Source organism: Deltaproteobacteria bacterium (genome assembly GCA_023382265.1).
Classification (GTDB): domain Bacteria; phylum JAMCPX01; class JAMCPX01; order JAMCPX01; family JAMCPX01; genus JAMCPX01.
In genome coordinates this window covers 25,254-49,244 of sequence record JAMCPX010000047.1, presented here as the reverse complement: position 1 = coordinate 49,244, position 23,991 = coordinate 25,254, and the positions used below count along the sequence as shown (strand labels likewise).

General features: G+C 41.8%; 22 protein-coding genes. 11 read left to right on the top strand and 11 right to left on the bottom strand.

The window, feature by feature from the left end; genetic code table 11:
- The first annotated feature begins 164 nt into the window (after positions 1 to 164).
- The 4 genes from M1381_08600 to sat all read left to right on the top strand — a co-directional run bounded on the left by M1381_08600 (position 165) and on the right by sat (position 3,921).
- Positions 165 to 995: an SDR family oxidoreductase gene (locus M1381_08600; GenBank protein MCL4479138.1), complete on the top strand. Its 831-nt coding sequence runs from the start codon at positions 165 to 167 to the stop codon at positions 993 to 995.
- Positions 996 to 1,126: 131 nt separating this feature from the next.
- Complete coding sequence (gene tatC, locus M1381_08595; GenBank protein ID MCL4479137.1) at positions 1,127 to 1,927, top strand: twin-arginine translocase subunit TatC; 801 nt, start codon at positions 1,127 to 1,129, stop codon at positions 1,925 to 1,927.
- A 97-nt stretch (positions 1,928 to 2,024) separates the two neighbouring features.
- Positions 2,025 to 2,567, top strand: coding sequence for a cysteine hydrolase (locus tag M1381_08590; GenBank protein ID MCL4479136.1), 543 nt, complete (start codon positions 2,025 to 2,027; stop codon positions 2,565 to 2,567).
- A gap of 124 nt (positions 2,568 to 2,691) precedes the next feature.
- Positions 2,692 to 3,921 (top strand): sulfate adenylyltransferase, encoded by a 1,230-nt coding sequence (sat, locus tag M1381_08585; GenBank protein MCL4479135.1) that lies wholly within the window; start codon positions 2,692 to 2,694, stop codon positions 3,919 to 3,921.
- A 52-nt stretch (positions 3,922 to 3,973) separates the two neighbouring features.
- Here the strand turns inward: sat and M1381_08580 are convergent, their stop codons facing one another.
- From M1381_08580 to M1381_08565, 4 genes are all read right to left on the bottom strand, one after another.
- Positions 3,974 to 4,438 (bottom strand): Lrp/AsnC family transcriptional regulator, encoded by a 465-nt coding sequence (locus M1381_08580; protein ID MCL4479134.1) that lies wholly within the window; start codon positions 4,436 to 4,438, stop codon positions 3,974 to 3,976.
- A gap of 369 nt (positions 4,439 to 4,807) precedes the next feature.
- Entirely contained in the window at positions 4,808 to 6,034 is a 1,227-nt protein-coding gene (locus M1381_08575) for a 2,3-bisphosphoglycerate-independent phosphoglycerate mutase (protein MCL4479133.1), read from the bottom strand.
- A 33-nt stretch (positions 6,035 to 6,067) separates the two neighbouring features.
- Complete coding sequence (locus tag M1381_08570) at positions 6,068 to 6,937, bottom strand: FHA domain-containing protein (GenBank protein ID MCL4479132.1); 870 nt, start codon at positions 6,935 to 6,937, stop codon at positions 6,068 to 6,070.
- Between the two features lie 16 nt (positions 6,938 to 6,953).
- On the bottom strand, positions 6,954 to 7,907 hold the full coding sequence (locus M1381_08565; protein MCL4479131.1) for a serine/threonine protein kinase: 954 nt from the start codon (positions 7,905 to 7,907) through the stop codon (positions 6,954 to 6,956).
- A gap of 269 nt (positions 7,908 to 8,176) precedes the next feature.
- Between M1381_08565 and M1381_08560 the strand changes: the two genes are divergently transcribed.
- From M1381_08560 to M1381_08550, 3 genes are all read left to right on the top strand, one after another.
- Positions 8,177 to 8,887, top strand: a complete 711-nt coding sequence (locus M1381_08560) for a hypothetical protein (GenBank protein MCL4479130.1) — start codon at positions 8,177 to 8,179, stop codon at positions 8,885 to 8,887.
- Positions 8,888 to 8,985: 98 nt separating this feature from the next.
- Entirely contained in the window at positions 8,986 to 10,218 is a 1,233-nt protein-coding gene (locus tag M1381_08555; GenBank protein MCL4479129.1) for a beta-ketoacyl-ACP synthase, read from the top strand.
- Positions 10,219 to 10,237: 19 nt separating this feature from the next.
- Positions 10,238 to 10,684, top strand: a complete 447-nt coding sequence (locus tag M1381_08550) for a hypothetical protein (GenBank protein ID MCL4479128.1) — start codon at positions 10,238 to 10,240, stop codon at positions 10,682 to 10,684.
- Here the strand turns inward: M1381_08550 and M1381_08545 are convergent.
- The 3 genes from M1381_08545 to fabG are packed head-to-tail and all read right to left on the bottom strand — an operon-like array spanning position 10,600 to position 12,628.
- Positions 10,600 to 11,268 carry a hypothetical protein gene (locus tag M1381_08545; GenBank protein MCL4479127.1) on the bottom strand — a complete coding sequence of 223 codons (669 nt, stop codon included), beginning with the start codon at positions 11,266 to 11,268 and terminating at the stop codon, positions 10,600 to 10,602. The two genes, M1381_08550 and M1381_08545, sit on opposite strands and share 85 nt — an antisense overlap.
- Entirely contained in the window at positions 11,265 to 11,894 is a 630-nt protein-coding gene (locus tag M1381_08540) for an outer membrane lipoprotein carrier protein LolA (protein MCL4479126.1), read from the bottom strand. Before M1381_08540 ends, M1381_08545 begins: the two co-directional genes overlap by 4 nt.
- A 2-nt stretch (positions 11,895 to 11,896) precedes the next feature.
- On the bottom strand, positions 11,897 to 12,628 hold the full coding sequence (gene fabG, locus M1381_08535; protein ID MCL4479125.1) for a 3-oxoacyl-ACP reductase FabG: 732 nt from the start codon (positions 12,626 to 12,628) through the stop codon (positions 11,897 to 11,899).
- A gap of 339 nt (positions 12,629 to 12,967) precedes the next feature.
- On the opposite strand from fabG, the gene M1381_08530 reads away from it, so the two are divergent.
- From M1381_08530 to M1381_08515, 4 genes are all read left to right on the top strand, one after another.
- Complete coding sequence (locus M1381_08530; GenBank protein MCL4479124.1) at positions 12,968 to 14,149, top strand: YncE family protein; 1,182 nt, start codon at positions 12,968 to 12,970, stop codon at positions 14,147 to 14,149.
- A gap of 51 nt (positions 14,150 to 14,200) precedes the next feature.
- Positions 14,201 to 14,860: an outer membrane beta-barrel protein gene (locus M1381_08525; GenBank protein ID MCL4479123.1), complete on the top strand. Its 660-nt coding sequence runs from the start codon at positions 14,201 to 14,203 to the stop codon at positions 14,858 to 14,860.
- A 627-nt stretch (positions 14,861 to 15,487) separates the two neighbouring features.
- Positions 15,488 to 17,956 (top strand): leucine--tRNA ligase, encoded by a 2,469-nt coding sequence (gene leuS, locus M1381_08520; protein MCL4479122.1) that lies wholly within the window; start codon positions 15,488 to 15,490, stop codon positions 17,954 to 17,956.
- A 4-nt stretch (positions 17,957 to 17,960) separates the two neighbouring features.
- Positions 17,961 to 18,842 (top strand): MBL fold metallo-hydrolase, encoded by an 882-nt coding sequence (locus M1381_08515; protein ID MCL4479121.1) that lies wholly within the window; start codon positions 17,961 to 17,963, stop codon positions 18,840 to 18,842.
- 54 nt (positions 18,843 to 18,896) lie between these two features.
- On the opposite strand, the gene M1381_08510 is transcribed toward M1381_08515, so the two are convergent.
- From M1381_08510 to M1381_08495, 4 genes are all read right to left on the bottom strand, one after another.
- Positions 18,897 to 20,300 carry a B12-binding domain-containing radical SAM protein gene (locus tag M1381_08510; protein ID MCL4479120.1) on the bottom strand — a complete coding sequence of 468 codons (1,404 nt, stop codon included), beginning with the start codon at positions 20,298 to 20,300 and terminating at the stop codon, positions 18,897 to 18,899.
- A gap of 103 nt (positions 20,301 to 20,403) precedes the next feature.
- Positions 20,404 to 22,275 carry a GMC family oxidoreductase gene (locus tag M1381_08505; GenBank protein MCL4479119.1) on the bottom strand — a complete coding sequence of 624 codons (1,872 nt, stop codon included), beginning with the start codon at positions 22,273 to 22,275 and terminating at the stop codon, positions 20,404 to 20,406.
- 74 nt (positions 22,276 to 22,349) lie between these two features.
- Entirely contained in the window at positions 22,350 to 22,571 is a 222-nt protein-coding gene (locus M1381_08500; GenBank protein MCL4479118.1) for a hypothetical protein, read from the bottom strand.
- A 253-nt stretch (positions 22,572 to 22,824) separates the two neighbouring features.
- Positions 22,825 to 23,778, bottom strand: a complete 954-nt coding sequence (locus M1381_08495) for a zinc-dependent alcohol dehydrogenase family protein (protein ID MCL4479117.1) — start codon at positions 23,776 to 23,778, stop codon at positions 22,825 to 22,827.
- Positions 23,779 to 23,991: the final 213 nt, after the last annotated feature.

Sequence of the window (23,991 nt, the reverse complement as noted above, 5' to 3'; positions counted from 1 at the left end):
GGCATAAGTGCTGAATACTGCTGACATATAGTAGAAGAAATCTTTAACCTGAAAAGTGTGTTTAAAAAGAGCGGATCGATGTATCTAACAAGTAAGCTTCTTTATTGCATTTCCATGATTTGTCGTGTTATAAAACGCAAAAAAGCTTGAAAGGAGGTTATACCATGAAATTTAAAGATAAGGTCGTAATAGTTACAGGTGCTGCAAGTGGGATTGGAAGGGCAATAATAAACATGTTTGCAAATGAAGGGGCAAAGGTTGTACTCGCTGATATAAATGAACGAGGAATTATAGAACTTGAGCAAGAACTCAAATCAAAGGGCGTTGATGCAACGGCTGTGCATACAGATGTTACAAACCTTGAAATGATAAAAAATCTTATTAACAAAACAATTCAGAAACATGGTAAAATTGATGTTATGTGCAACAATGCAGGTATCATACTGCCAGGAGATATAGACGTTACAGATTATTCATCAATAGATAAACAGATATATATCAACCTTTACGGTATTATACGCGGAACAAAAGAGGTACTGCCAATCATGAAAAAACAGGGATACGGTCATATTGTTAACACTTCATCTCTTGCAGGCATAGTCCCGGAACCAGGTTCTGCTATTTATTCTGCAACAAAATTCGGTATACGAGGATTTGATCTCGCGGTAAGGCTTGAGCTGAAGAATACGGGGGTTAGCATATCAACCATTATGCCCGATTCAACTGAAACTCCGCAGTTGCATTATGAGGCAACACATGGAGGTTCAGCCATGTCTTTTCTTGGTGAACCGCAGAAACCGGAGAATGTTGCAAGTGGTGTTGCAAATGCCATCCTGAAAAACAAGATTGAGGTTTATGTCCCTCATTCACAGGGTATAATAGCAAGGATTGCGCTTATGTTTCCATGGCTTATGCCAATGCTCTGGCCTATGCTCGAAAAGCAGGGCTTGAAAAATAAAGAGGAGAAGATAAAGAAGCTAACGCAAAAAAAATAGCACTCATGGGCTGAGCAGCGGTTATAGGATTACGGTTCACTTTACACAGTTTACACTGATTCAATACCCCCTGAATGTATGTATAGTTTTTTTGACATTTGGCGATTTTTGGCTAAATTGCTTTATAAAACATGGAAGAAAAAATGGAAGAAAAAAGGGCATCTTTCTTTGAACATCTTGAAGAACTTAGACGACACCTGATAAGGTCAATCATATACATAGCGGTCGCTGGAACTGGAGGGTTTTATTTTTATAATCGTTTAATATGGGTTATGGAATTCCCCTTAAGAAAACATCTTGAATTCATGCAGCGTATGCCATATTTGAGATATATAGATGTAAAGAATCCGGTAAAGCTTGTATTCATAACGCCCGCAGAAGCTATTTGGGTTGCTTTAAAGTTAGGGTTTTTAGCCGGTTTTGTTGTAGTGTTGCCGCTTGTACTTTATGAATTATGGCTTTTCCTTAAACCCAGTTTATATCCTAATGAAAGACAGTATGTAAGAATATTCGTGATCGGCACCGGCGGGTTGTTCATAATAGGCGGATTGTTCAGCTTTTTTATACTGTTGCCATTTGCAGTAAATTTCCTTTTAACCTTTGCAAGCAACCTGGTTCCCATGTTGAGCATAGGTGCTTATATGGATTTCTGTTTAAAGTTTATGTTTGCATTTGGGCTCGTATTCGAGATGCCGCTCGCCATACTCATACTTGTTGCTATAGGCATTATAACACCGCAAACGCTCGCAAAACAAAGGAAGATAGCAATCGTAGGAGCGTTTATACTCGGTGCAATACTGAGTCCTACGCCAGATGTTTTTAATCAAACACTGATCGCGGTCCCTCTTTATGCACTTTATGAGATCGGGATCTCATTATCCATGATTTATGTTAGAAGAAGACATAATAAAGGAGAAGCCGGCAGTCAATAACATTATCCATTACACTTTGCTGAATTAATGACGGTCAACGGCTTTTTACTTGAAACATTGAAGATAAACTCTTAACTTATTAATAATGGAGGTGCGCATGAAACAAAAGTCAAAGGTAAAAACATCGGATACTGCTGTGCTTGTAATAGATATGCTTAACGATTTTGTTCTTGATAATGCCCCTTTATTTGTCCCGGGAGCCAAACAGATCATTCCAAATATAAGAGCTATTTTAGATGATGCAAGATCAAATGCCGTTCCGGTTGTATACCTTGTAGATACACATAAACACGATGACCCTGAGTTCAGAGTTTGGCCTGCACATGCTGTAAAAGGTACTCCCGGAGATGAGATCGTATCAGAGCTTGCACCACAGAAAAACGACATTATTATACGCAAAACAACCTATTCGGGTTTTTATAAAACACGATTATTGAAAACGCTTAAGAAGTTGCGTGTGAAAAGGCTTATTATTACCGGGGTCGCTACAGAAATATGCGTTCAATACACATCGGCGGACGCATATATGAATGGATTCATTGTTGATGTACCTGATAACTCTACCAGCGCTTTAACAACAGAAAACAAAGTATTTGCATTAAATATGATAAAGAACGTTCTCAAGCCGAGACAGGTTTGAGTATCATACCATCCTATTTTATAATCCAATGAAGTATTTTCTATGTACACAGATTTCAATATGTTAGATAGCAATGTAAACAGATGAATATGCTTGAGTTAAATCAGGAGGAGGCAATCAGTTTATGGCACTTGTAGAACCGCATGGATCAAAAACTTTAAAGCCCTTATTGCTCGAGGGTGATGAAAAGAAACAGGAAATAGAAAAAGCCGGCAGACTTAAAAAGATAAGAATAACAAGCAGGGAAACATCCGATCTTATTATGATGGGTATAGGTGCATTTACACCGGTTGAAGGATTCATGGGATACGATGATTGGAAAGGCGTATGTAATGATTATAGTATGCAAGATGGTATTTTTTGGTCCATCCCGATAACCCTTTCAGTAACAAAAGATATCGCCGACAGTATAGCTACAGGCTCTGATATAGCATTAATTGATGATGAAACATCTGAACCGATGGGCACCATGAAGGTCAAAGAAAAGTATGAAATCGATAAGTTATATGAATGCAAACAGGTATTTGGAACAACCGATCCGCAGCATCCTGGGGTAAAAAAAATAATGGATCAGGGAGACGTAAATTTGGCAGGACCTGTAAAAGTTTTAAGCGAAAGTTATTATCCGAAAGACTTTTCAGACATTTATATGAAGCCCGTACAGAGCAGAAAACTGTTTGAACAAAAAGGCTGGCATACAATAGCAGCGTTACAACTGAGAAATCCAATGCACAGATCACATGAATATCTTGCCAAAATTGCGATCGAGGTTGTCGACGGCGTATTTATACATCAACTCCTCGGGAAGCTAAAAGAGGGGGACATTCCGGCAGAAGTCAGGACAAAATGTATTAATGTGCTTGTAGAAAAATACTTTGTAAAGGATACGGTTGCTGTTGCAGGTTATCCAATGGAAATGCGTTACGCCGGACCCAGGGAAGCTCTGCTGCACGCTATTTTCAGACAAAATTTTGGATGCAGCCATATCATAATAGGAAGAGACCATGCAGGGGTTGGAAACTATTACGGACCATTTGATGCACAAAAGATATTTGATGAAGTCCCTGATGACGGGATTAAGATAAAACCGTTAAAAATTGACTGGACATTTTACTGCTATAAATGTAAGGGCATGGCATCAACAAGAACATGCCCACACGGTAAAGAAGACAGGCTTATTTTAAGTGGAACTGCCCTGCGTAAGGCGCTGTCAGAAGGCAGGGGTGTGCCTGACGAGTTTACAAGACCTGAGGTTGCTGAGATCCTAAAACAATATTACGATAAACTTGAAAATAAGGTTGAGATTAAAACACATGCCGCATCTGAAGGTATCGGCATGGACAAAAAACATTGATTTCATCGGGATGATAGCCGGGATTTGAGCCTTTATAATACATGAGTATAGCTCATTCAGGTATTTCTTTCACTGACACAACACAGTCCTCTTTCAATGTTGAGAAGACGACCATTGTGTATGTTCTGACCACACCTGTTATTACACGCAGTTCTTTGATCAGTTTCTCCAGAGTAGTTGTGTTACGAGTCTTAACCTTGAGCAGTAAGGTGTAATCTCCTGTAACATGGTGGCATTCAAGAATATCCTCATTAATACCGGCAATAGCCTTTTCAAAGCTGTCTATGTATTGAGGATGTTCGATATAAACTCCTATAAATGCGGTTACATCAACACCCAACTTCTTTTCGTCTATTACAGTCACATACCTCTTTATGACCCCTTCCTTTTCAAGCTTTTTTACACGGTCAATAACAGAAGGCGGCTGGAGCTTTACCCTTTTGGCAATGTCCCTGTATGTGGTTCTGCTGTCCTTTTGCAGTATGCTTATGATCTTTGTATCGATCCTGTCTAACATAGGCATATCCTTATAAAATTAGATTTTGAAGTTAATTAACCTTACTAAAAATGGATAATCACGCATTGTCACAATGTCAAGTGTGGATCAACCTTACCACTACATTTATTAATCCAGAAAACGCATTAGAGACAATGAACAAACGATATCCTGTTTAGCTGCATATATAATGCCGGGAACGTTCATGCCCTGCTCCTGTTCTATCTGATATCTGAATTCATCGATTCACTAATCTTACTGCCGGCGTACATAAACCCATATCAAGAGTGATCATGAAAAGGCGCAGGAGATCGCCTGCCGCTTAAAATATCTGAAACCCGGGATGGTTATACAGACTGTGAAATAACAGTGAAAAAAACTACACTAAAATCAAGCCCCGAACTTTTTAAGCCTCATGCCGTTAGCAAGTAAAAGTGACATTATATGTATCGAATTAAAAATCCCAAGCTCTCCTTTGATGCATTCTCTTTCTGTGAATGCAGACGATGTTTTACCAAAAACAAATCTGCTGTTCAAAAGTAAAGGGACAGGATGCCAGCTATGCCCTTTTACCAAAGAAGGGGTAGAGTGATCCCCGGTTATAACAATAACATCGGGTTTAAGAGATAGGATGGCAGGCAGATTTTTATCAAACTCCTCAAGTACTTTTTTCTTACCTTCAAAATTGCCGTCCTCGCCATAAGAATCCGTCTTCTTGATATGGAGATAAAAGAAGTCATATTTGTCAAACTTATCTTTTAATACCTTTATCTCGTCTTCTATACCTCCATCTACTTTTATTGTATCCATACCAAGGAGTTTTGTAATGCCAAGATACATAGGATATGTAGCAATTGAAACAGACTTAATGCCGTATACATCATTAAATTTTGGTATCTTTGGTACTGCTGAAAAACCTCTTAGGAGAACATAATTTGCTCTTTGCTGCGATTTTAAGATTGATGCACTCGCATTGACAAACTTTAATGCAATCTCTGCAACGCGTTTGGCATGAGGGTTTGACGGCACAGGCCTTATAGGCTCGAGTCCTTCTTTTTGAGGATCGGTATCTTCTATAAGATCTGCGTCATGCTCAATCGCATGAGGAAATCTTAATAATAGGGCAAATCTGTGCTCCATACCCGGAAGCAATATTATCTTAACATCATCAATCTCATGTATCTTATCCTGAAGCAGTGCTGTAAGTTTTTTACTCTCATCCGTCGGTATTCTGCCCGCCCTTCGATCTTTTATAATAATCTTCTGTCCGGCATACTCTACATGAGCGTAATTACACCTTATAGCAATGTCATTTTCTGTAAGATGTATGCCAAGCCCGAGCGCCTCTAGTACACCTCTTCCTATCTCCCATTGCAACGGATCATAACCAAAAATGCCGAGATGCCCTGGCCCGCTGCCGGGTGTGATGCCATAAGTAACCGGTATATGCATACCGCATGCAGATGCGTTAGCCAGCTTATTAAGATTTGGAATATTTGCCATTTCAAGCTCACTTGACCCATTAACAGGCAGGCCTCCGAGTCCATCAAGGACTGTTAAAAGCAGTTTTGTATTGTTTGTCTCGACAAGTGAATGAACCAATTCTTGATTATTCATAAAAGAACTCCCATTAAAAAAATCTATTTATTTTTATAGATTGATCACTCTTAACCGCATCTTTGTATTACCAACCGTTATTACATCATTATTCCTTAGCTTTGTGCTTGTTATCCTTTGCCCATTTACAAATGTTCCATTTGTACTTGCGAGATCCCTTATAAAGTACGTATCTCTTGACCATGTTTCAATAACAGCATGTTTTTTTGATACGTTTGGATCATCTATTGTTAAATCGCCATCGGTCCTTCCTATAACGACCTTTCCCTGAAAAAATTCATAAGATGCGTCCTTGTTGAAGCCTTCAATGAAATCAAGAAAAATCTTTTGCTTATAAGGGAGCTTAAATTCCATATCATCCGGTTTTTCAATCCTGGTTGTGCTTTCTGTAGAAACCTCCTCTTTTAATAAGATCGTACTGCCTGCCGAATCTGCCTGTTTTGCTTCATTATCCTGAAAGATTGTAATAAGCAGCCTATTGTTCCCTATCGTGATCTCATCAAGGTGCTTTATCTCTGTTTCTGTTACCCTTTCAGAACCGACGAATATACCGTTTGTACTGCCTGCATCTTTTATAACGATCCTTCTTTTGTAAAACTGTATAAATGCATGCCTTCTTGAAACCATTGAATCATTAAGGACGAGATCCGCATTTTCTCTGCCGATTGTAAATAGCGGCTTATCGATTTGAATCGTTTTACCTGTATCATTTCCTTCGAGGATCGTTATAGATACTCTTATGCCTTCCGGCATTTCCTCACCACCTGTATTTATTCCAACCATTGTGTTTGAAGACAAAGAGTCGGCATAAATGGTTTTATTGCATGAAGGACATGTTATGTCTTTCTCTGCCATGTTATTAATAGTAAAAGTATTACCGCAATAAGGACAGTTTATTTCCATATATCTTCACCTCTTTTTATTTATGTCTCAGGTGTTTTCGCATGCTTGTTGTTGCATCTTTAATAATCGCATCAACCATGGAAATCTCTGATGAGAAGTCTCTTTTATGTAAGCCGATCTCGTTTGGCGATGCCGATGTGATATCCTCTTTTTTTGTTACAGCTCTAACCAATGCATCTACTGCATCCTGTGCTTTCTGATAACGTTCTTTTGGGTTTTTGGAAAGTATTTTTAATAAAACCCCATCCACGTGCATTGTTAAAGATGGATTATAAAAGCTCGGAGGTTTTGGCTCTTCATTCAAAATCTTATAGGTAACAGCATGTACGGTATTCCCTGAAAAAGGCTTTTCCCCGGTGATGAGATAGTATATTACAATTCCGAGTGCAAAAACATCTGTCGTCCCATCAACAGTTCCGCCGAGGATCTGTTCCGGCGACATATACGAGGGTGAACCTATTATAGCTGAATCATCCGTTGGTGATGTATCAAGCATCATCGCTATACCAAAATCGGTAACCTTTGGACACATATCCTTTGTAAGAATAATATTATCGGGTTTTATGTCCCTGTGAATAATATCTTTTGAATGCGCATAATCAATGGCTCTGGCTACCCCGTCTATTATTGGATGGATTTCGTTAATATTAAACCGCAATTTCTTTTTTCTTATAATTTCAAGAGATTCACCTTCCACGTACTCCATTACAACAAAAGGTATAACATCCTCACCATAGTCGTATATGGTTACAATGTTCGGGTGATTTAGCCTACCCGCTGACCGCACCTCTGTAAGCATACTTTTCGTTATTGCCCTTTTTTTTTCTTCATTAAGTGAATTAGGAAGATCGATCGTTTTTAATGCTATTTTCCTTTTTATGACAGGATCATAGGCGAGATAAACAACACCCATTGCCCCACGGCCGATTTCTTTTTCTATTTCATACCTTGAGATCTTTTCTAATGCCATTTTTCTTGGACATATATTACATACAATAAGAATACATTGTCAATTGTATGCAATTGAACGGATATTGTTATTTGCACAAAAAGGCAGCACAGCATAAACTTCATTAGATGAATCAGGCAATGTTGGGTTACAAATAATCTCAGCAGTTGGGTTTACGCTCTTTAGTTCAATACTGCGGTTAACTTTTATCAAACGCATCTTTCATTTAACAAAAATTTCTCTTCTGTACGCACACTGAACATGCTATTATGAAATTTATGAAGTTGTTAATGAAATACCTGACTGTTAATTTAATCCTGATAATAGTAACAGTGAATGCACATGCCGATTCGATCCATGATAATGGAATTTCAGAAAGAATTAAATATATACAGCAGGCACTGGATTCCGGGACCGGCACTGCAAGGCTCTGGTGGAACGGCTGGGTTGTGTTCTACTCCGGCGCAGCCATAGTTCCTTTAACCGTAGCATTTGCCGCTAACAACAAGATACTTCAGATAACGGGCGGGGTATCTGCGGCAGAGTCTCTCATAGGCCTTTCCGGTATGCTTATACTGCCATTTAGTGCGAACAGCGCTGCAGAGGAACTTAGGAGCATGCCGGAAAACACGCCCTGGGAGAGGGCCAAAAAGCTTGCGGCAGCAGAACTGCTTCTTAAGAAATCATCCGAAGCTGAACTGGCCGGGAAATCATGGGTTCAGCATTTACTTGGGATTCTTGTTAATGCGGCAGGTGCGGTTGTAATATGGAAGGGATACGAGAATAGAATAAAGGAAGCAGGCGGTACATCCTGGCAGCAAGCACTCATAGCCTTTGCCGTTGGGACATCTGTAAGTGAACTGCAGATATGGACAGAACCTGCCAAGGCAATATTCGACGAAAGAAATTATACGGACGGGGACCATTCACCAATTGACCTAAAGTTTTCTGTACTGCCTTCAGGAAACGGGCTCAGCTTCATAGCTGCTATAAGATTCTAAATAGCCAATCTCTATACCTACACTTTAATATAAGCATTGACATAAAAACATTTTTTACTTAAAGCTTTAAGAAATAATAATGCGAGGGAAAAATAAAAATGTCTGAAAGACGAAGGGTTGTTGTTACCGGCATCGGGTTCAGATCACCTATAGGAAACACTCTGAAAGAAATGAAGGAATCGCTTCAGAAAGGGCGCGGAGGAATACGTACAATGCCTGCATGGAACAATATCGATCATCTGCGTACCAGGGTCGCCGGTGTGTGCGGCGATGTGGATGAAAAAATTATACCTCGTAACTACAGACGAAGCATGGGCAGGGTTTCCATACTGGCAGCCGTTGCAGCAATGGAGGCGATCTCCGACTCCGGTATACGTGAGGAAGAAATCGGATCCCCATCATGCGGGGTATCATTCGGGTCAACCGCGGGTAGTACCCATGCCATGGAAGACTTTATTGCCGACGTATTTGCCAAGAAAAGCCTCAAAGGGATGCAATCATCTACTTACCTTCAGTTCATGAGTCATACTTGTGCAGCCAATCTTGCCATGATGTTTCACACTAAAGGACCGGTTATTGCATCGTGCACAGCGTGCGTGTCAGGATCCCAGGGAGTTGGATTTGGATATGAGGCGATAAAGGAAGGCCGCTCTCTTATCATGCTTGCGGGTGGTGCGGAGGAGATGCATTTTATGGATGCCGGTGTATTTGACATCATGAGGGCAACGTCAACAAAGTATAACGATCGGCCAAATTCCACTCCCCGCCCTTTTGACATTGATCGTGATGGACTGGTTGTCGGAGAGGGTGCCGGATGCCTTGTGCTTGAGGAATATGAACATGCCCGTGCCAGAGGAGCACGTATGTACAGCGAGATTGTCGGTTATGGTACAAATTGCGACGGCTCTCATCTGACTAATCCCAGTGCAGAAGGTATGGCAGGTGCGATTAAGATCGCACTTAAGGATGCCGGTTTAGCTGCACTGGACATCGGTCATATCAATGCACACGCAACCGCCACTGATGCCGGTGATCTGGCTGAAGCAACCGCAACGAACAAGGTGTTTGGAACATCCGTACCTGTAAGTGCACTCAAAGGATTCACCGGACACACGCTCGGGGCATGCGGCGCTCTTGAATCCATCGAAACTATTCTTATGATGAACGAGCATTTTATAGCGGCATCGAAAAACCTCGAACATCCTGACCCGCAACTGCCGCCCCTGAACCATGTGATGGGCGATGCCAGAGATCTTAAATTTGACACAGGCATGAACAATAATTTTGCATTCGGAGGGATCAATACCTCCCTCATTTTCCGTAAGGTGTAATACATGCATAGGCGATGATATGGCAATTCTTCATACAATAGCTATCCGGGTTAGCCATACAGCATACTGCCGTGAAGCGGTTGCATCTAAAGCGGATTTGAGTCTTTTCAAACAGCCGCCGTCTTTCCAGTTTATCCTCGGTTTAACCCTGCTCGGTTTAAGTTACGTGATTGGATGGCCTGGAGTTTTGGCCACCGGGATAGCAGCAACATATTTGAAAAGACCGTTGATCTTCGTCATCGGGGCACCGTTGATATACGGCTTCTCCTTCATGGTATGGGGTATTTCCATGCTGCTTATGGGAAAGGATAATATCAAATATGCGCGTGCGCTAACAAAATATGTAGTACGGGTTTTTATAGAAAGATTTGCTACTTCCTATCATGGTGAAAACAATCCATCCAGTCGATCAAGCGGTCCTCCTTCAAGCAGCCCTAACGATAAAGAATATCCTCCTGAATCATAGGAATCCATACGGATATGCGTGTAAAACCCTTTGACAAGCGGTGGGGAGAGTTCTACCCTGCGTATTACCCTGTGGTCTGAGTCATATTCGCTTACAATAGTCTCACCGGAAGGACCTGCATGCTTTTCAAATACACGGTTTTGATCCATCCACGTGCACGTTACAGAACCGTCAGCTCTAACCTTTGCGTCTATGAGGTTTCCTTGCGGAGGGAAAAAAATGAATTTTATATCATCAAATAACCCCCGGGCGAATATCTTTGAGTTAAACGGGTGCATCGCTTGATAAATAGTGATACTCCCTTTTTTATCTACAGCATCCAAAAGGACCAATCCTTCCACGCTGAGCAATGTGGCACGTATACGATCCGTGGAAACATCCGCTATGGTGATGCCGATGAATGAACTGCTCTTACCACGGATAGTGGCATGAATGACGTGTACCACACGGAATATACCGGGAGAACCGGCTGAAAAGCATTTTTCTCTAAGATAAGGGTCGCTGACTATTGCATGCGGCGAAGGTGTTAACATGCGGCACGATGTTATTGTCAGGGCAATGAACAACAACAATAAATACTTCATTTTATTCTTTCAAACGTTGTGTCTGATATATGCGCATTCAAAGATATGTGAGTGAACCCGATTACAGTGGATGACCCGTGAGGTTCGAGTATCCTGATTGAAGAAATAACACCCGGGGTACCCGACAAGGTCAGGGTTATACGTTTTATGAATTTCGCTAAATAATTCTTAGCCGGAATAAGAACGATCCGTGTTGGATTTCCATGCTTCAGCTCTGGGATAAATGCCCTGTTGTCGTGAAAATTCCCATTGAGCCACGAAGCGATCTGTTCCATCACAATACGCGTTGCCTCAAGCTGGGGTCCCTCATCCTTTGTAAAACCACCTTTATTCCAGACATACATGGCCACTTTGCCCCCGTGTACAAGAAGAATATTTTTTATAGGGTATGTGTATTCCCACCTGAGATCCCCTGGTGCACGGTAATAAAACCTTCCTTCACTTATGAGGGGTTTAGAGAGAATCTTAAGATTTTTCTTCTGTACAAAATCGGAGGATACAGTGTGGACATGTGCCATAGCCTGACGGATACTTTCCCAGTTCTCCGCCCATCCCGCCAGAAGCGGTATCATAGATAGTACAGCGACAGCAAGAACACCGCGCTTTACAGTAGGAGAGAACCGCACGGTTATACCATGCCCCCGTTTACCGAGATTACCTGTCCCGTTATGTATGAAGCGTCATCCGAGCAAAGGAAACGCACAACCTTTGCCACTTCCTCGGGCATGCCTACCCGTCCCATGGGAATAAGCTTCAGAATAATGTCCCGTGGAGCATTCTTGATCATTTCGGTCTCGATCAGTCCTGGAGCGACCACATTTATTCTTATGCCGAGACGCGATACTTCCTGAGAAAGGGCTTTGCTTGCCCCGATCAACCCTGCTTTGGCTGCGGAATAGTTTGTTTGGCCGCGGTTACCGGTGATACCCGACACGGAGGATATGGTCACGACGGAACAACCCTTTTTCACGCGTAACATACTCGTGAGAACAGGCTTTGTTACATTGAAAAAACCGTCCAGTGAGGTCTGTATAACGGACTGCCAGTCCCTCTGAGGCATCATCGCAAAAAGTGAGTCTGCGGCAATGCCGGCGTTATTTACGAGGACATGAATGGCCTTATATTTTTTAAGGAGTTCGGCTATGGCTGACTGAGTAGCTGAAGCATTTGCAACATCGAATTGAGAGATTTCACCCTCCCCGCCTGCCTCTTGCACCAGACGCAGTGTTTCCTGCGCCGCTGTTTCATTGACTTTATAATTTATTATGACGTTATAACCTGCGCGTGCCAGTTCAATGCACGTCGAGCGGCCGATCCCCCTGCTCCCGCCGGTAACCAATGCCAGTTTTTTATCTTCCATAATGGTGTGTCTTATACAATGTCATGATCACAAATGCAAGAGATAGGCATAATGTAATGCCTAACTGAAGAGAGGGAAAGGGACTTCAGCAAATCACCACGAGTCTACCCTCTCCGGTCTATCGGGTAGAGATAAGAAGACACCTATTGTATAAGACAATACATATTAAAATGTGAATCATAAATGCAGGAGATAATGTGTATAATAAGACTGAACATAACCCTGCCGGATGAAATATATAAAAAGCTAAATACAAAGTCTATGGATAAATAAATCTATCAGTGGCAGCATACCCAGGATATGCTTTGGTTGGGTGCGGTTATGATTTAAATCTGTCCAATGTCAAGGGTTACCCCTCATCTTCTTGACATTCTGTCCTTTTGTAATATAATCGCACTGTGTTGGGAGGTTGTCGTTTTTTCTTTAATTCAGAAAAAGATTAACTCAAGAATAACAAGGTTAACAAAATATTTTATTCTTTCTTTGATCTTTTTTGCAGGCTGTCCGTACGGAGACTATGGCTCTTTTCCAAATGTTATAACAATAGGCTTGGGTCGTATTCCTTTTGAGGTTGCAACACAGAATATTCCAGCCAACTCGGATGCATACATAACCCTGGCTGATTACAACAGCGTATTGATAGACAGATACTACAACAATAACGTTACGATCCCGGTAGGCGGGTATCCCGTCGGGATTGCACTCTGGCAGGCCGGTCATAGATTATATGTCATAAATAATGACGGATTAAGTATATCGGTCATATCCGTTTCACAGGCACTCAACGGCTCACAGGTAATAGCGGACATAAGCGATCCGGCGTTTCATAACATGGGGGATGCTGTTGTTACACCGGACGGCAGCTCTCTTTATGTTGCCACGGATGTAAACGCTGTATCCGTGATATCTACAACAACAAACACCGTCCTACGGACGATTACAGATCCGAGCTTTAGCTGTCCCGCCCATCTTGCAGCCGATGTGTTCGGCAGGTATATCTTTGTAAGTGAATCATCCGGAAATGCTGTGTCTGTCATCTCTACAACAACCAATACGATTATAGCGACCATGGGTGTAGGAATATCACCAAACGGCATGTCACAAACCCCTGATGGTAAATGGCTATTCGTTGTAAATTCGGGCTCAAACAGCATATCGGTCATAAACGTTGATTCTCTTTCTGTTGCAAGGACCGTTACAGATGCGAGCTTTAACAACCCCCAGCGGATAGTTCTCTCTCCGAACTGTGCGTATGCGTATGTAAGTGAATATAATACAGGGAATTTATCAATTGTTTCAGAAGATGCCCTGATAAAGGGGACAGGACGGGTAGTTGCATGGGAAATGTATGTTGGCAAAAAACCTTATGATATGAGTGTGATACCGGCAGGATATCCCATAAATACCGTACCCGGAACTAATTTTACAAATAACAACGGCACTGCTTATCTGGTTGTTACTTTACAGGGCGATCGCTCGATTGCGTATGTTAGTTTGGGGTGGGGAAATGCCTGTCCCTGACAGGTGGGAATAGTTTAACTAAATGTATAATGAAGGAGGCACCTCCTTATAATGTATAAGAAAGCAGCATTCATAATTATTTTCTTTGCTTTGTTGTGCGGTTGCAGCACAGCCGCGGTTGCAGGGTATTTAACACAGGGGCCGATATCAGCAGATCACAGGAATTTCTATATTGGGACTGCACTGGGGGCATACATGCCAACCGGCCATGATCAATCCGGTTATGCAGCTGGTGCCGGTATAAGCTTACGGGTAGGATACCAGTTTATGAAGTATCTTTCCGCAGAGATAGGATATCATGGCGAAGATGGTGCTTTTGACAGTAACGGTATTAGAGGTTCATGGCAGCTTATTGAACCGGTTGATTTTGATATCAAACCAATACTGCCGCTCAGTGCATGGGAAGATATTTACATAATTTTTGGAACCGGATTGGGCGGTTATGAAGATAGGATTACAACACCTATTCCTGGAAGATTTGTAGATCTAACTGGTTTTATATATAATATAGGTATGGGTTATGAAAGATACCTGCACGACGGACACTTATCAATAAGCTGTGCTGTAGTATACCATAGTTTTACAAGTAAACAGGCGATAAGTTCCATAGGTGAACAAACGAACAGCTTTACATTGCCCTATAGAATAGACAGGAGCAAGCTGGCTGTGGAACTCTGGGTGTTCTGGCGGTTTTTCCGGAATAAAAACTAATGGCAGTCGTCGTTTAAAACAGAATAAAGAATAAGGTCACACTGTTAACATTGGACAAAGGATTGCTGGTTTCTTTCAATAAAACTGGGAGAGGTTTTCCCGCCCATTCTAATCTACATGCATTCCATATATCAAACCCAATTAGAAAGAACAAGACTGCTTTGTCTAAATAAAACGACTGATGTTTCTAACTGGGTATGAATTATTGAGGAGGTTAATAGACAATATTATTCTATATTTTTCCCAACTTGATTCCCTTACCAGCATTAATGTTATTTCTGGCTTTTTCTATTCTATGCAGAAACATTGGATCGTTTTCCAGAATAGATTACCCTGATTTCTTCTATTCTAAGTCTATACCGGGGATACCTCAGCCCTTTTAATCTTTTAATGCGGCTCTTCTTTTGGTAGGTTCATATCTCGCAGGTTTACCCGCCGCCCCTTGTTAGATTATTTTGGTAAATAACCATTTTAAAAATATGATAATTTGTGCTAATAGGAATAAACCCCGTTAGAAACGATTGAATATTTAGTAGATAACTTTATAATAAATTCATAACCTGCTACGCGAACTATATATAGTATAGCTTCTAACGGGTTAAACCACATTATATAAGGATGGAATAGATGGAAGAAAAATACAATCCGGAACGTATAGAATTACACTGGCAAAAAATTTGGAATGACCGTAATATTTTCAGGATAAAAGAAGATAAGTCAAAGACAAAATTTTATCTGCTTGAAATGTTCCCCTACCCGTCAGGCAGGATACACATGGGACATGTAAGAAATTATACCATAGGTGACGTGATCGCGAGGTATCTAAGGATGACCGGCTATAATGTGCTTCATCCTATGGGGTGGGATGCATTCGGTATGCCTGCCGAGAATGCGGCAATATCACATAAGACACATCCAAAGGAATGGGTTGATAAAAATATATCCTATATGCGTGCACAGCTTAAAAGACTCGGGTTCTCTTATGACTGGTCAAGGGAAGTCAACACCTCTTTGCCGGAATATTATAGGTGGGAGCAGAAATTTTTTATAGAGATGTACAAAAAAGACCTTGCTTACAGACAGAAATCTGCTGTGAATTGGTGTCCTCAATGTAAAACCGTTTTAGCAAATGAACAGGTAATTGATGGAAAATGCTGGAGATGCTTAAGCGATGTTGTTGTTGAGGAAAAAGAGCAGTGGTTTTTCAGGATCACAAACTATGCGGAAGTGCTTTTAAAAGGATGTGATGCGCTAAAGGGCTGGCCGGAAAGAGTCCTGGCTATGCAAAGAAACTGGATTGGCAAAAGTGAAGGCGTGGAACTTTATTTTAAAATACAGGGTCTCGACAGGACATTAAACATCTTCACAACAAGGGCTGACACTGTTTATGGTATTACATTTATGTGCATAGCCCCGGAGCACCCGCTCGTCTCTAAGATAGTAACAGGAGAAAAGCTGGAAGAGGTAGTGTCTTTTGTGGATCGAATAAAAAGGGGCGGTACAAAGTCGCGCGCTATAGAGATTGCAGAAAAAGAGGGTATGTTTACAGGCAGGTACGCTATAAGCCCATTTACAGGTGAACCTATTCCTATCTATGTGGCTAACTTTGTTTTGATGGAGTACGGAACAGGCGCAATCATGTCGGTGCCTGCGCATGATCAAAGAGATTTTGAGTTTGCAAAAAAATATAACTTAGACATCAAGGTTGTTATACAGCCTGATGGAGAAAAGCTCGATCCCGTGACAATGACAAAAGCTTATGAAGGCGATGGTAAAATGGCAAACTCCAGCGAGTTTAACGGTATCGATAATGAGAGAGGGAAAAGTCTGGTTATACAAAAAGCTGAGAGACAGGGTTTTGGTAAAAGCATAACAAACTACAAACTAAGAGACTGGGGCATATCCAGGCAAAGATACTGGGGTGCACCGATACCCGTTGTTTACTGTGATAAATGCGGCATTCAACCTGTTCAGGAAGACGAACTGCCCGTAGAATTGCCGATGGATGTGGTCATAACCGGAGAAGGTGAATCACCTCTTGCAAAGCACAAAAAATTTGTTAGTGCAACCTGCCCTGTCTGCAAGGGCAATGCAAGAAGAGAGACCGATACGATGGATACATTTGTAGAATCTTCATGGTATTTTTTGAGGTACACATCCCCTGATAATAAAGACGTGCCTTTTGTCCCATCCGCACTTGAGTACTGGATGACAGTCGATCAGTATATCGGCGGGATTGAGCACGCTATACTGCATCTACTGTATTCACGGTTCTTAACAAAGGCATTAAAGGATCTCGGGTATGTAAAGTTTGATGAGCCTTTTGATAATCTATTAACACAAGGTATGGTCATAAAGGACGGAGCAAAGATGAGTAAATCTCTCGGTAATATTGTTGACCCCGAAGATATTATCAATAAATACGGAGCTGATACGGCACGATTGTTCATATTGTTTGCATCTCCTCCTGAAAAGGACCTGGAATGGTCTGACAAAGGCGTTGAGGGTGTAAAAAGGTTTCTTGATAGGATATGGAGGCTTGCTTATAAACATAGCGGCAGGCTTAAAACGGTAAAGGATCACAAGATAGGCAGTGACGAAAAGTCTCTTTCATTAAGGAAACTCACTCATAAAACGATTAAGAAGGTTACAAACGATATAAAGGACAGATACCATTTTAATACGTGCATTAGTACACTCATGGAGTTCTTAAACGACCTCTATGACATAGAGGAAGCGGGTATTGATGATGAACAGCTCCCAGCTTTTAAGGAGGCGATCGAAACCATGCTTGTCCTCTTAAATCCGTTTGCTCCGCATATAACGGAGGAGATCAATAAAGAGCTTGGTAATGCGCCGATAGTTAATATGGTATGGCCCCTTCTTGATCCTGAGCTTATCAAGGAAAGTACCGTAACCGTAGTAGTCCAGATTAACGGCAGACTGAGAGGACAGGTTTTAGTGCCTGAAAACAGTGATGAAAATATTGTATTCGAAAACGCGAAAAAAGACGATAAGATAAACTCTTACATACAGGGAAGGCACGTGAAAAGGCTCATACTCGTAAAAAACAAACTCCTTAATATTGTGGTATAACAAAATGCAGATAACAGAGCCGGGCAGGATCATCGATAACGTTTACATGATCGCAAATCCTTTTATGCCTATTTACCTGGTAAAAGGTACAAAACTTAACATAATTATAGATTCGGGCGTGAGTGCACTTGGTTCAATATACCTTGAATATATAAAATCATATCTAGGCAGCTCAAATGTTAAAACCTACAACCTATTCACTCACAGCCATTATGATCACATAGGCTCCGCACCATATCTTAAAAAACATATACCGAATCTTAAGACGGGAGGATATTTTCTTATAGAACAAGTTTTAAAAAGTGAAAATGCTGTAAAACTCATCACATCATTGAATAAAGATATGGAAAAAATGATGGGGGTAAGCTTTGAGGATATGTCATTTAAACCTTTTAGCCTTGATATAAAATTAAACGGCGGTGAGGTTTTTGACACGGGTAACGATACACTTGAAGCAATCTATACCCCGGGACATACTAGGGATTCGATGTGCTATTACTTAAGGGGCCCTAAGATCATGTTTACGGGAGAAGAGGCAGGCGTGCTTGAACCTGGCGGAAAAATCCTGCCGGAATTTTTAACAAGTTATAAACTTTATATCCAAAGCCTGAACAAAATCAGGCAGTACCCTGTTGATTATATTGCTGTTGCACATGGAGGCATTATTGCGGGGAAACAGGCTAGGCATTTTTTTGATGATTCTTTAAATGAAACAAATAATTTTATAGAGCGTATAAAAAGATACTACAATGAATACGAAAACGTTGATGCGGTTGTTGAGCGGATTCATAAAGAGGATTATATCTCAAGCGGCATAAGCCAGCCGGAAAGAGCGTATTTTATAAACCTGCAGGCAAAGGTAAAGGCAGTCGTTGAGAATAAATAAAAGCCGCTTTTCCAGAATGAAAAATAACATTGTATAAGTACTTTTGTGACAGCCTCAGGAGTTCTGCTTCATAACCTTCTTCATTCTTTTGGTGCTTGCATGGGTCCTCATAAGAATGTATGGTACATAGTACATCAGTCTGAGCAGACGGCGCGGTGTCAGAATGCGGAGTCTGAATGCCTTTATTACAATCTGCTTGATCTGAGACGGGGTGTAAAAATTTCTATCGATCTTTTTCAGGATCGCCGTCAGTTCTTTCCGTCCGTACTTGTCCGAGTATATGCCATTGTCCTGACCTATGTAATACCCCTTGTTCACTTTAACAATATCCTCCAATGCGGAAAATTTCTCCCACCTTAGCCTGCTTAAAGAAATGAAGTCAATACCTATATCACGGGCATACGTTGAGATCTCCAGCATCTCCTCTTCAGCCTCACCGATAATCCCGATAATAAAATACCCGTTTATGAGCATACCCGAACCTGCCAGGACATGGAATACCTCTTTCACCCTGGCTGTTTTAAAGCCTTTCTGCAGTGCGTCCAGTGACTTGTCCTGGGCAGACTCCAGTCCAACCATAAGGATTTTAAACCCCGCCTTCTTCATCTTCTCAACCAAAGCAGGTTTTCGTGCGATATCGATCCGTACGTTGCACAGGAACATCTTCTTTATTCCCTTTGCAATGATGAGGTCGCAGATCTTCTCGACTCTCTTCATGTCAGCGGTAAAATTGTCGTCTACAAATGCAACAAAATCGGCATCTATCTCCTCTATTTCTTCGACCGTAGATTCCGGACTTCTCGCCTCCCATTTCCGCAGCTGTCCCAGTGGGTTAAGCTTGAAGCTGCAAAATTTACAGCTGTAAGGGCATCCCCGCGAACTCATAATGGCATCGAATCCAAATCCCAGGTCAATCCCCTTGATGGTGGCACGGTAGTTGGTTGTCCTTAAGCTCCGGTCCGGTCTCTTAACTTCTTGAAGAGAAAACAACGGTCTGGATTCATTATGAATGACTTTGCCGTTGTCCATATACGATATGCCCTTCACCTCTTCCATAGGCCTGCCGCTGAACAGGTCCCTCAGAGTCAGTTCACCCTCCCCCCTTACGATTACGGATATGTTCGGACACCTGTTAAAAAGGTCCTCGACAAAATCCGTGGCCTGCCGGCCTCCCACGATGACCCTGACCTGCGGAGGAATCTGCCGTATCACGGCACATACTTCATCGTAGGTGTAATTCCAGTTCACACTCACCAGAGCGGTATCTATAGAAGGGGTAAAATTACTCATAGGGTCCTTCACGTACCTGAAATCAACAATTTTTATACTCCCGACCATATCGCTGACAGCTGTTGCGACATACTCAAGACCTATGGGCGGAAAGAACTCGTAAACAGGCACCTCTTTTACATAAGGGTAGATGCAGAGTACATTGTTTGGCTTTATCCCTTCACGCATGTGTATATGTAAACCCCGTTAGAAAATTTGATTTGCGATCATTCATTATAGAAAGATTAGCACAAACATTTAGAATTGCAAACCCCCTAAAACTGAATTTATCCTACCTGCCAATCCCATCCCCTATCTTCAGACCGAAACTCATGATTGTAATCTGCGGGTTTAGTTTTGTTGACGTCGGGAACAAAGAAGCGTCTGCAGCATAAAGACCTTTTACCTCATAAGTTTCCCCATCAGGTTTTACTACTGCAGTATTATCATTACCACCCATCATCACAGTACCCATCGGATGAAAAGCCATGAGTTCAAGCGCCCATGCAGGCGGTAATTTGTTAAGTAGATCGTCGGCCTCTTTTTCGTTATGTATTACAGGCATGGTTGCGATCTGTGTATGGACTTCTGCTGCACCTGCCGCAAACCAGACCTTTGCCGTTATTGCAATGGATTTTACCATTTTTACGTGATCCTCTTTTGAAAGAGTATAAAAAATCATTGGACTGCTCAGGCCCGGTGAAACACTGCCCGAGCCTGTATCGGATATGAGTGCACCGAATGAGCCCATATAGGCATATTTGTCCATCAGTTCAGAATGACGCTTGCCAATATAAGGAATAGACTGGGACAATATGGATGGAGGTACAAATTGTCCCTGTATGAAGATGCCTTCATCAACATAGTGATGTATATTATAGCCCTGAGGCACACCGACCCATCCATCAACCCGCTCATTAAACACCGCTGACACACGCGCTGCCGGATGGATATGAAGGTTTTTGCCTATGAGGGGATGTTTTAAGCCGTTTTTCCTCAGGAAAATAGGCGTATATATTGCACCTGCAGACACAATAGCGTGCTTTGCATTTACCGTAATCTGTTTGGATGTTGATTTCCCATACCTGTCGAGAAAAGCTCCTTTTACGCCTTCAATCCTGTTGTTATTTATTATAAGTTTTACAGCTTTTGTATTCGAATACAATGCCGCCCCGTGCTTTATCGCATCAGGGATGAAATTCAGCATTGTTCCGTATTTCGCATCTCTTGGGCATCCAAATGCACAGAATGCGCAGCCATCGCATTCATAGGCATTTCTCGGTATGGGTGCGCCTGCAAGCCCAAGTGCCTCCGTGCCTTTCTTGAAAAGCCCGCTGTTCTTGCCGGATATGCGATCAGGTACAGGCTCGACATGTATTTCTTTTTCTACAGATGAAGCCAGCCTATTGTATTCATCGTCCGTCAGCCAGTCTATGCCGTACTGGTCATGCCAATTTTTTATAACAGATGAAGGCATCCTGTAGCAGGTCCCCGAGTTTATGGTCGTCGTACCTCCTACCGACTTACCAAGCGGGATGATTATCGGCGGTGTGCCGAAGGATGTTATGAACCCATGATCCCTGTATACGGTTCCAAATGCATCTACAGGCTTTTGAGTGAAATCCTCACCCGTCAGGTACCGCCCCTCCTCAAGAATAACGGTTTTCATGCCGGCTCTTGCAGCTGCATAAGCAGCGGAAGCTCCGCCAGCTCCTGAGCCTATAATGCATACATCGGCGTTTATGCTTACATCTTTATCCGCTTTAGACCCGTCAACAAACACGGGTTTTTTGACCCTTCCTTTGATATCCCCGCAATGCCTTGTAAACCCGAGCTTGCGTTCAATATCATCTACAGAGTAGTATGAAAGTGTCACGAATAGCTTGAGTACCATCAAAACAATGCCGCCTATTCTCCCATTAAATCCGCTTATGTACTCTGCCCTTCTATCGATATCCATTTTTGAAAGCCTCGTAAGTCTGGTGAACATGGGAAGGTATTCAACTGCGTATAACAGCAATGTGAAAATAAACTTTGCAAGAAAGGGGGCGTTTTTGAGATAGGCTTCAAGCTGTACAACCGATTTTTGTTTTATATCATCCGACATGTCCGATTTTTGGGTAATAGCTTCGAGCAGGCTTATAAAGTGTTTTTGTTTATACATAGCTTCAACTTCTCCCTTGATTACGCTTAATAACACCGGCATGTGCATTTGTCATTTGGTTTAAAACTCTTAAATTATAAATGAGGGATACCCATTTTCTTTGGCCTTCCGCATTTCCCTGCCTTTAATTTCTCTCTGCCGAGTGCCTCTTCTATGCTGTGTATAAAATTACCATCCCCACACGTCCGCCCTGTCAATGAATTCTTCTTTCTCTTCAAAAACATGCGTCGATGGTTTCCTCGCTGAGTTACATGGTATGGATAATTTTTAACAACAACTCTTGCTATTCTAGGCATGCATTACTGATATTATATAAATTCGTTATTGTCAAAATATAACGAAACTGGTATCTGTCCCTGACTTTATATAATAAAAAATCCCGCCTATATAAATAGGCGTAAAAATATTAATTAATCGCATAGAGATTGCCGTCGTTAGATCAAAATAGATTGTGCCGTCAGGGCCAATTGCCGGAGAGAAGGCAACATTTCCGATAAAAGCATACTTCCCCAAACCACAGCTCCCGTATCGCCCATAATTACGTTTATATCAGCTTTCAACAACCTTTAATACAATCTTACCCCTTACGCCGCCCTTTTCCAGCCTCTGGTGTGCAATGGCAACATCTTTCAGCGGCATGACCGAATCAATGACAGGCCTTATCTTGCCTCGCTCTATCAATGCGCGAAGGGCATCAAGCTTCGAACGTCCCCTCTGCATAAACATATAATCAACTGTAATGTTCTTTTTCTTTGCGGTATCAATGTTTACATCGGACGATACTATACTTACAATCCTTCCGGAAGATCTTGTAGCTTTTACACTTTCTGATAAGGTTTCACCGCCTACAGTATCAAAAACCACATCAACGCCATTATCGGCCGTTTCTTTAAGTATAACATCAACAAAGTTTTCTGCTCTGTAATCTATTATGCGATCAGCACCTAATTGTTTGACAAGTTCTTTATTATAGGAACCGCATGTAGTAAAGACATATGCACCAAGTGACTTCGCAATCTGTATTGCAAGGGATCCCACACCTCCAGCACCCGCATGAATCAATACCGAGTCACCGGCCTTTATGTTGGCCATTGTAACAAGAGCGTCAAACGCAGTGCTTCCTGCAAGAGGGATGCTTGCAGCTTCAATGTGACTGAGGTTTGACGGCTTAATGGCAACAATTGCTTCGTTTGCAACATGATACTCTGCATAACTGCCCTGTCCTTTAACGATCTCTGGGGTGTAGTAAACCTCATCTCCGGGCTTCAAACCATTTACTCCACTGCCGACCAACTCTACAACGCCTGAAACATCATAACCGATAACGGCAGGCGGTTTAACCCCCGCCCATGCTCCGGCCTTTCTTATTTTATAATCAACAGGGTTAACAGAGGTGGCGTAAACCTTTACCAGCACATCATTTTCACCAGGCACTGGTTTTGGAACATCCTGTTCCTTAAAAACCTCAGTACCGCCAAAAGCGGTAATAATCATAGCCTTCATTTAAGCCTCCCTTTCATTTTATTTTTAAAGCATATCCGAGTCAGGATTTATCCCTCTCTCACTATATTATAAGCATACACTTATCTTATCTAAAGTGGAAGCATATCATAGAGCCGGAAGGGCCTTCATTTTTATACTCAAGTGGCATAGATTAGGTATGCCGCGAAAACGGGTATAATATTAAATCTATTTCTTGCCATATTGTATCAAGAT

Excerpts from the sequence above, each read along its gene's own strand:
- M1381_08600 (MCL4479138.1), top strand. The coding sequence starts at position 165 with ATGAAATTTAAAGATAAGGTCGTAATAGTTACAGGTGCTGCAAGTGGG.
- tatC (MCL4479137.1), top strand. The coding sequence starts at position 1,127 with ATGGAAGAAAAAATGGAAGAAAAAAGGGCATCTTTCTTTGAACATCTT.
- M1381_08590 (MCL4479136.1), top strand. The coding sequence starts at position 2,025 with ATGAAACAAAAGTCAAAGGTAAAAACATCGGATACTGCTGTGCTTGTA.
- sat (MCL4479135.1), top strand. The coding sequence starts at position 2,692 with ATGGCACTTGTAGAACCGCATGGATCAAAAACTTTAAAGCCCTTATTG.
- M1381_08580 (MCL4479134.1), bottom strand. The coding sequence starts at position 4,438 with ATGTTAGACAGGATCGATACAAAGATCATAAGCATACTGCAAAAGGAC.
- M1381_08575 (MCL4479133.1), bottom strand. The coding sequence starts at position 6,034 with ATGAATAATCAAGAATTGGTTCATTCACTTGTCGAGACAAACAATACA.
- M1381_08570 (MCL4479132.1), bottom strand. The coding sequence starts at position 6,937 with ATGGAAATAAACTGTCCTTATTGCGGTAATACTTTTACTATTAATAAC.
- M1381_08565 (MCL4479131.1), bottom strand. The coding sequence starts at position 7,907 with ATGGCATTAGAAAAGATCTCAAGGTATGAAATAGAAAAAGAAATCGGC.
- M1381_08560 (MCL4479130.1), top strand. The coding sequence starts at position 8,177 with ATGAAATACCTGACTGTTAATTTAATCCTGATAATAGTAACAGTGAAT.
- M1381_08555 (MCL4479129.1), top strand. The coding sequence starts at position 8,986 with ATGTCTGAAAGACGAAGGGTTGTTGTTACCGGCATCGGGTTCAGATCA.
- M1381_08550 (MCL4479128.1), top strand. The coding sequence starts at position 10,238 with ATGGCAATTCTTCATACAATAGCTATCCGGGTTAGCCATACAGCATAC.
- M1381_08545 (MCL4479127.1), bottom strand. The coding sequence starts at position 11,268 with ATGAAGTATTTATTGTTGTTGTTCATTGCCCTGACAATAACATCGTGC.
- fabG (MCL4479125.1), bottom strand. The coding sequence starts at position 12,628 with ATGGAAGATAAAAAACTGGCATTGGTTACCGGCGGGAGCAGGGGGATC.
- M1381_08530 (MCL4479124.1), top strand. The coding sequence starts at position 12,968 with ATGTCAAGGGTTACCCCTCATCTTCTTGACATTCTGTCCTTTTGTAAT.
- M1381_08525 (MCL4479123.1), top strand. The coding sequence starts at position 14,201 with ATGTATAAGAAAGCAGCATTCATAATTATTTTCTTTGCTTTGTTGTGC.
- leuS (MCL4479122.1), top strand. The coding sequence starts at position 15,488 with ATGGAAGAAAAATACAATCCGGAACGTATAGAATTACACTGGCAAAAA.
- M1381_08515 (MCL4479121.1), top strand. The coding sequence starts at position 17,961 with ATGCAGATAACAGAGCCGGGCAGGATCATCGATAACGTTTACATGATC.
- M1381_08510 (MCL4479120.1), bottom strand. The coding sequence starts at position 20,300 with ATGCGTGAAGGGATAAAGCCAAACAATGTACTCTGCATCTACCCTTAT.
- M1381_08505 (MCL4479119.1), bottom strand. The coding sequence starts at position 22,275 with ATGTATAAACAAAAACACTTTATAAGCCTGCTCGAAGCTATTACCCAA.
- M1381_08500 (MCL4479118.1), bottom strand. The coding sequence starts at position 22,571 with ATGCCTAGAATAGCAAGAGTTGTTGTTAAAAATTATCCATACCATGTA.
- M1381_08495 (MCL4479117.1), bottom strand. The coding sequence starts at position 23,778 with ATGAAGGCTATGATTATTACCGCTTTTGGCGGTACTGAGGTTTTTAAG.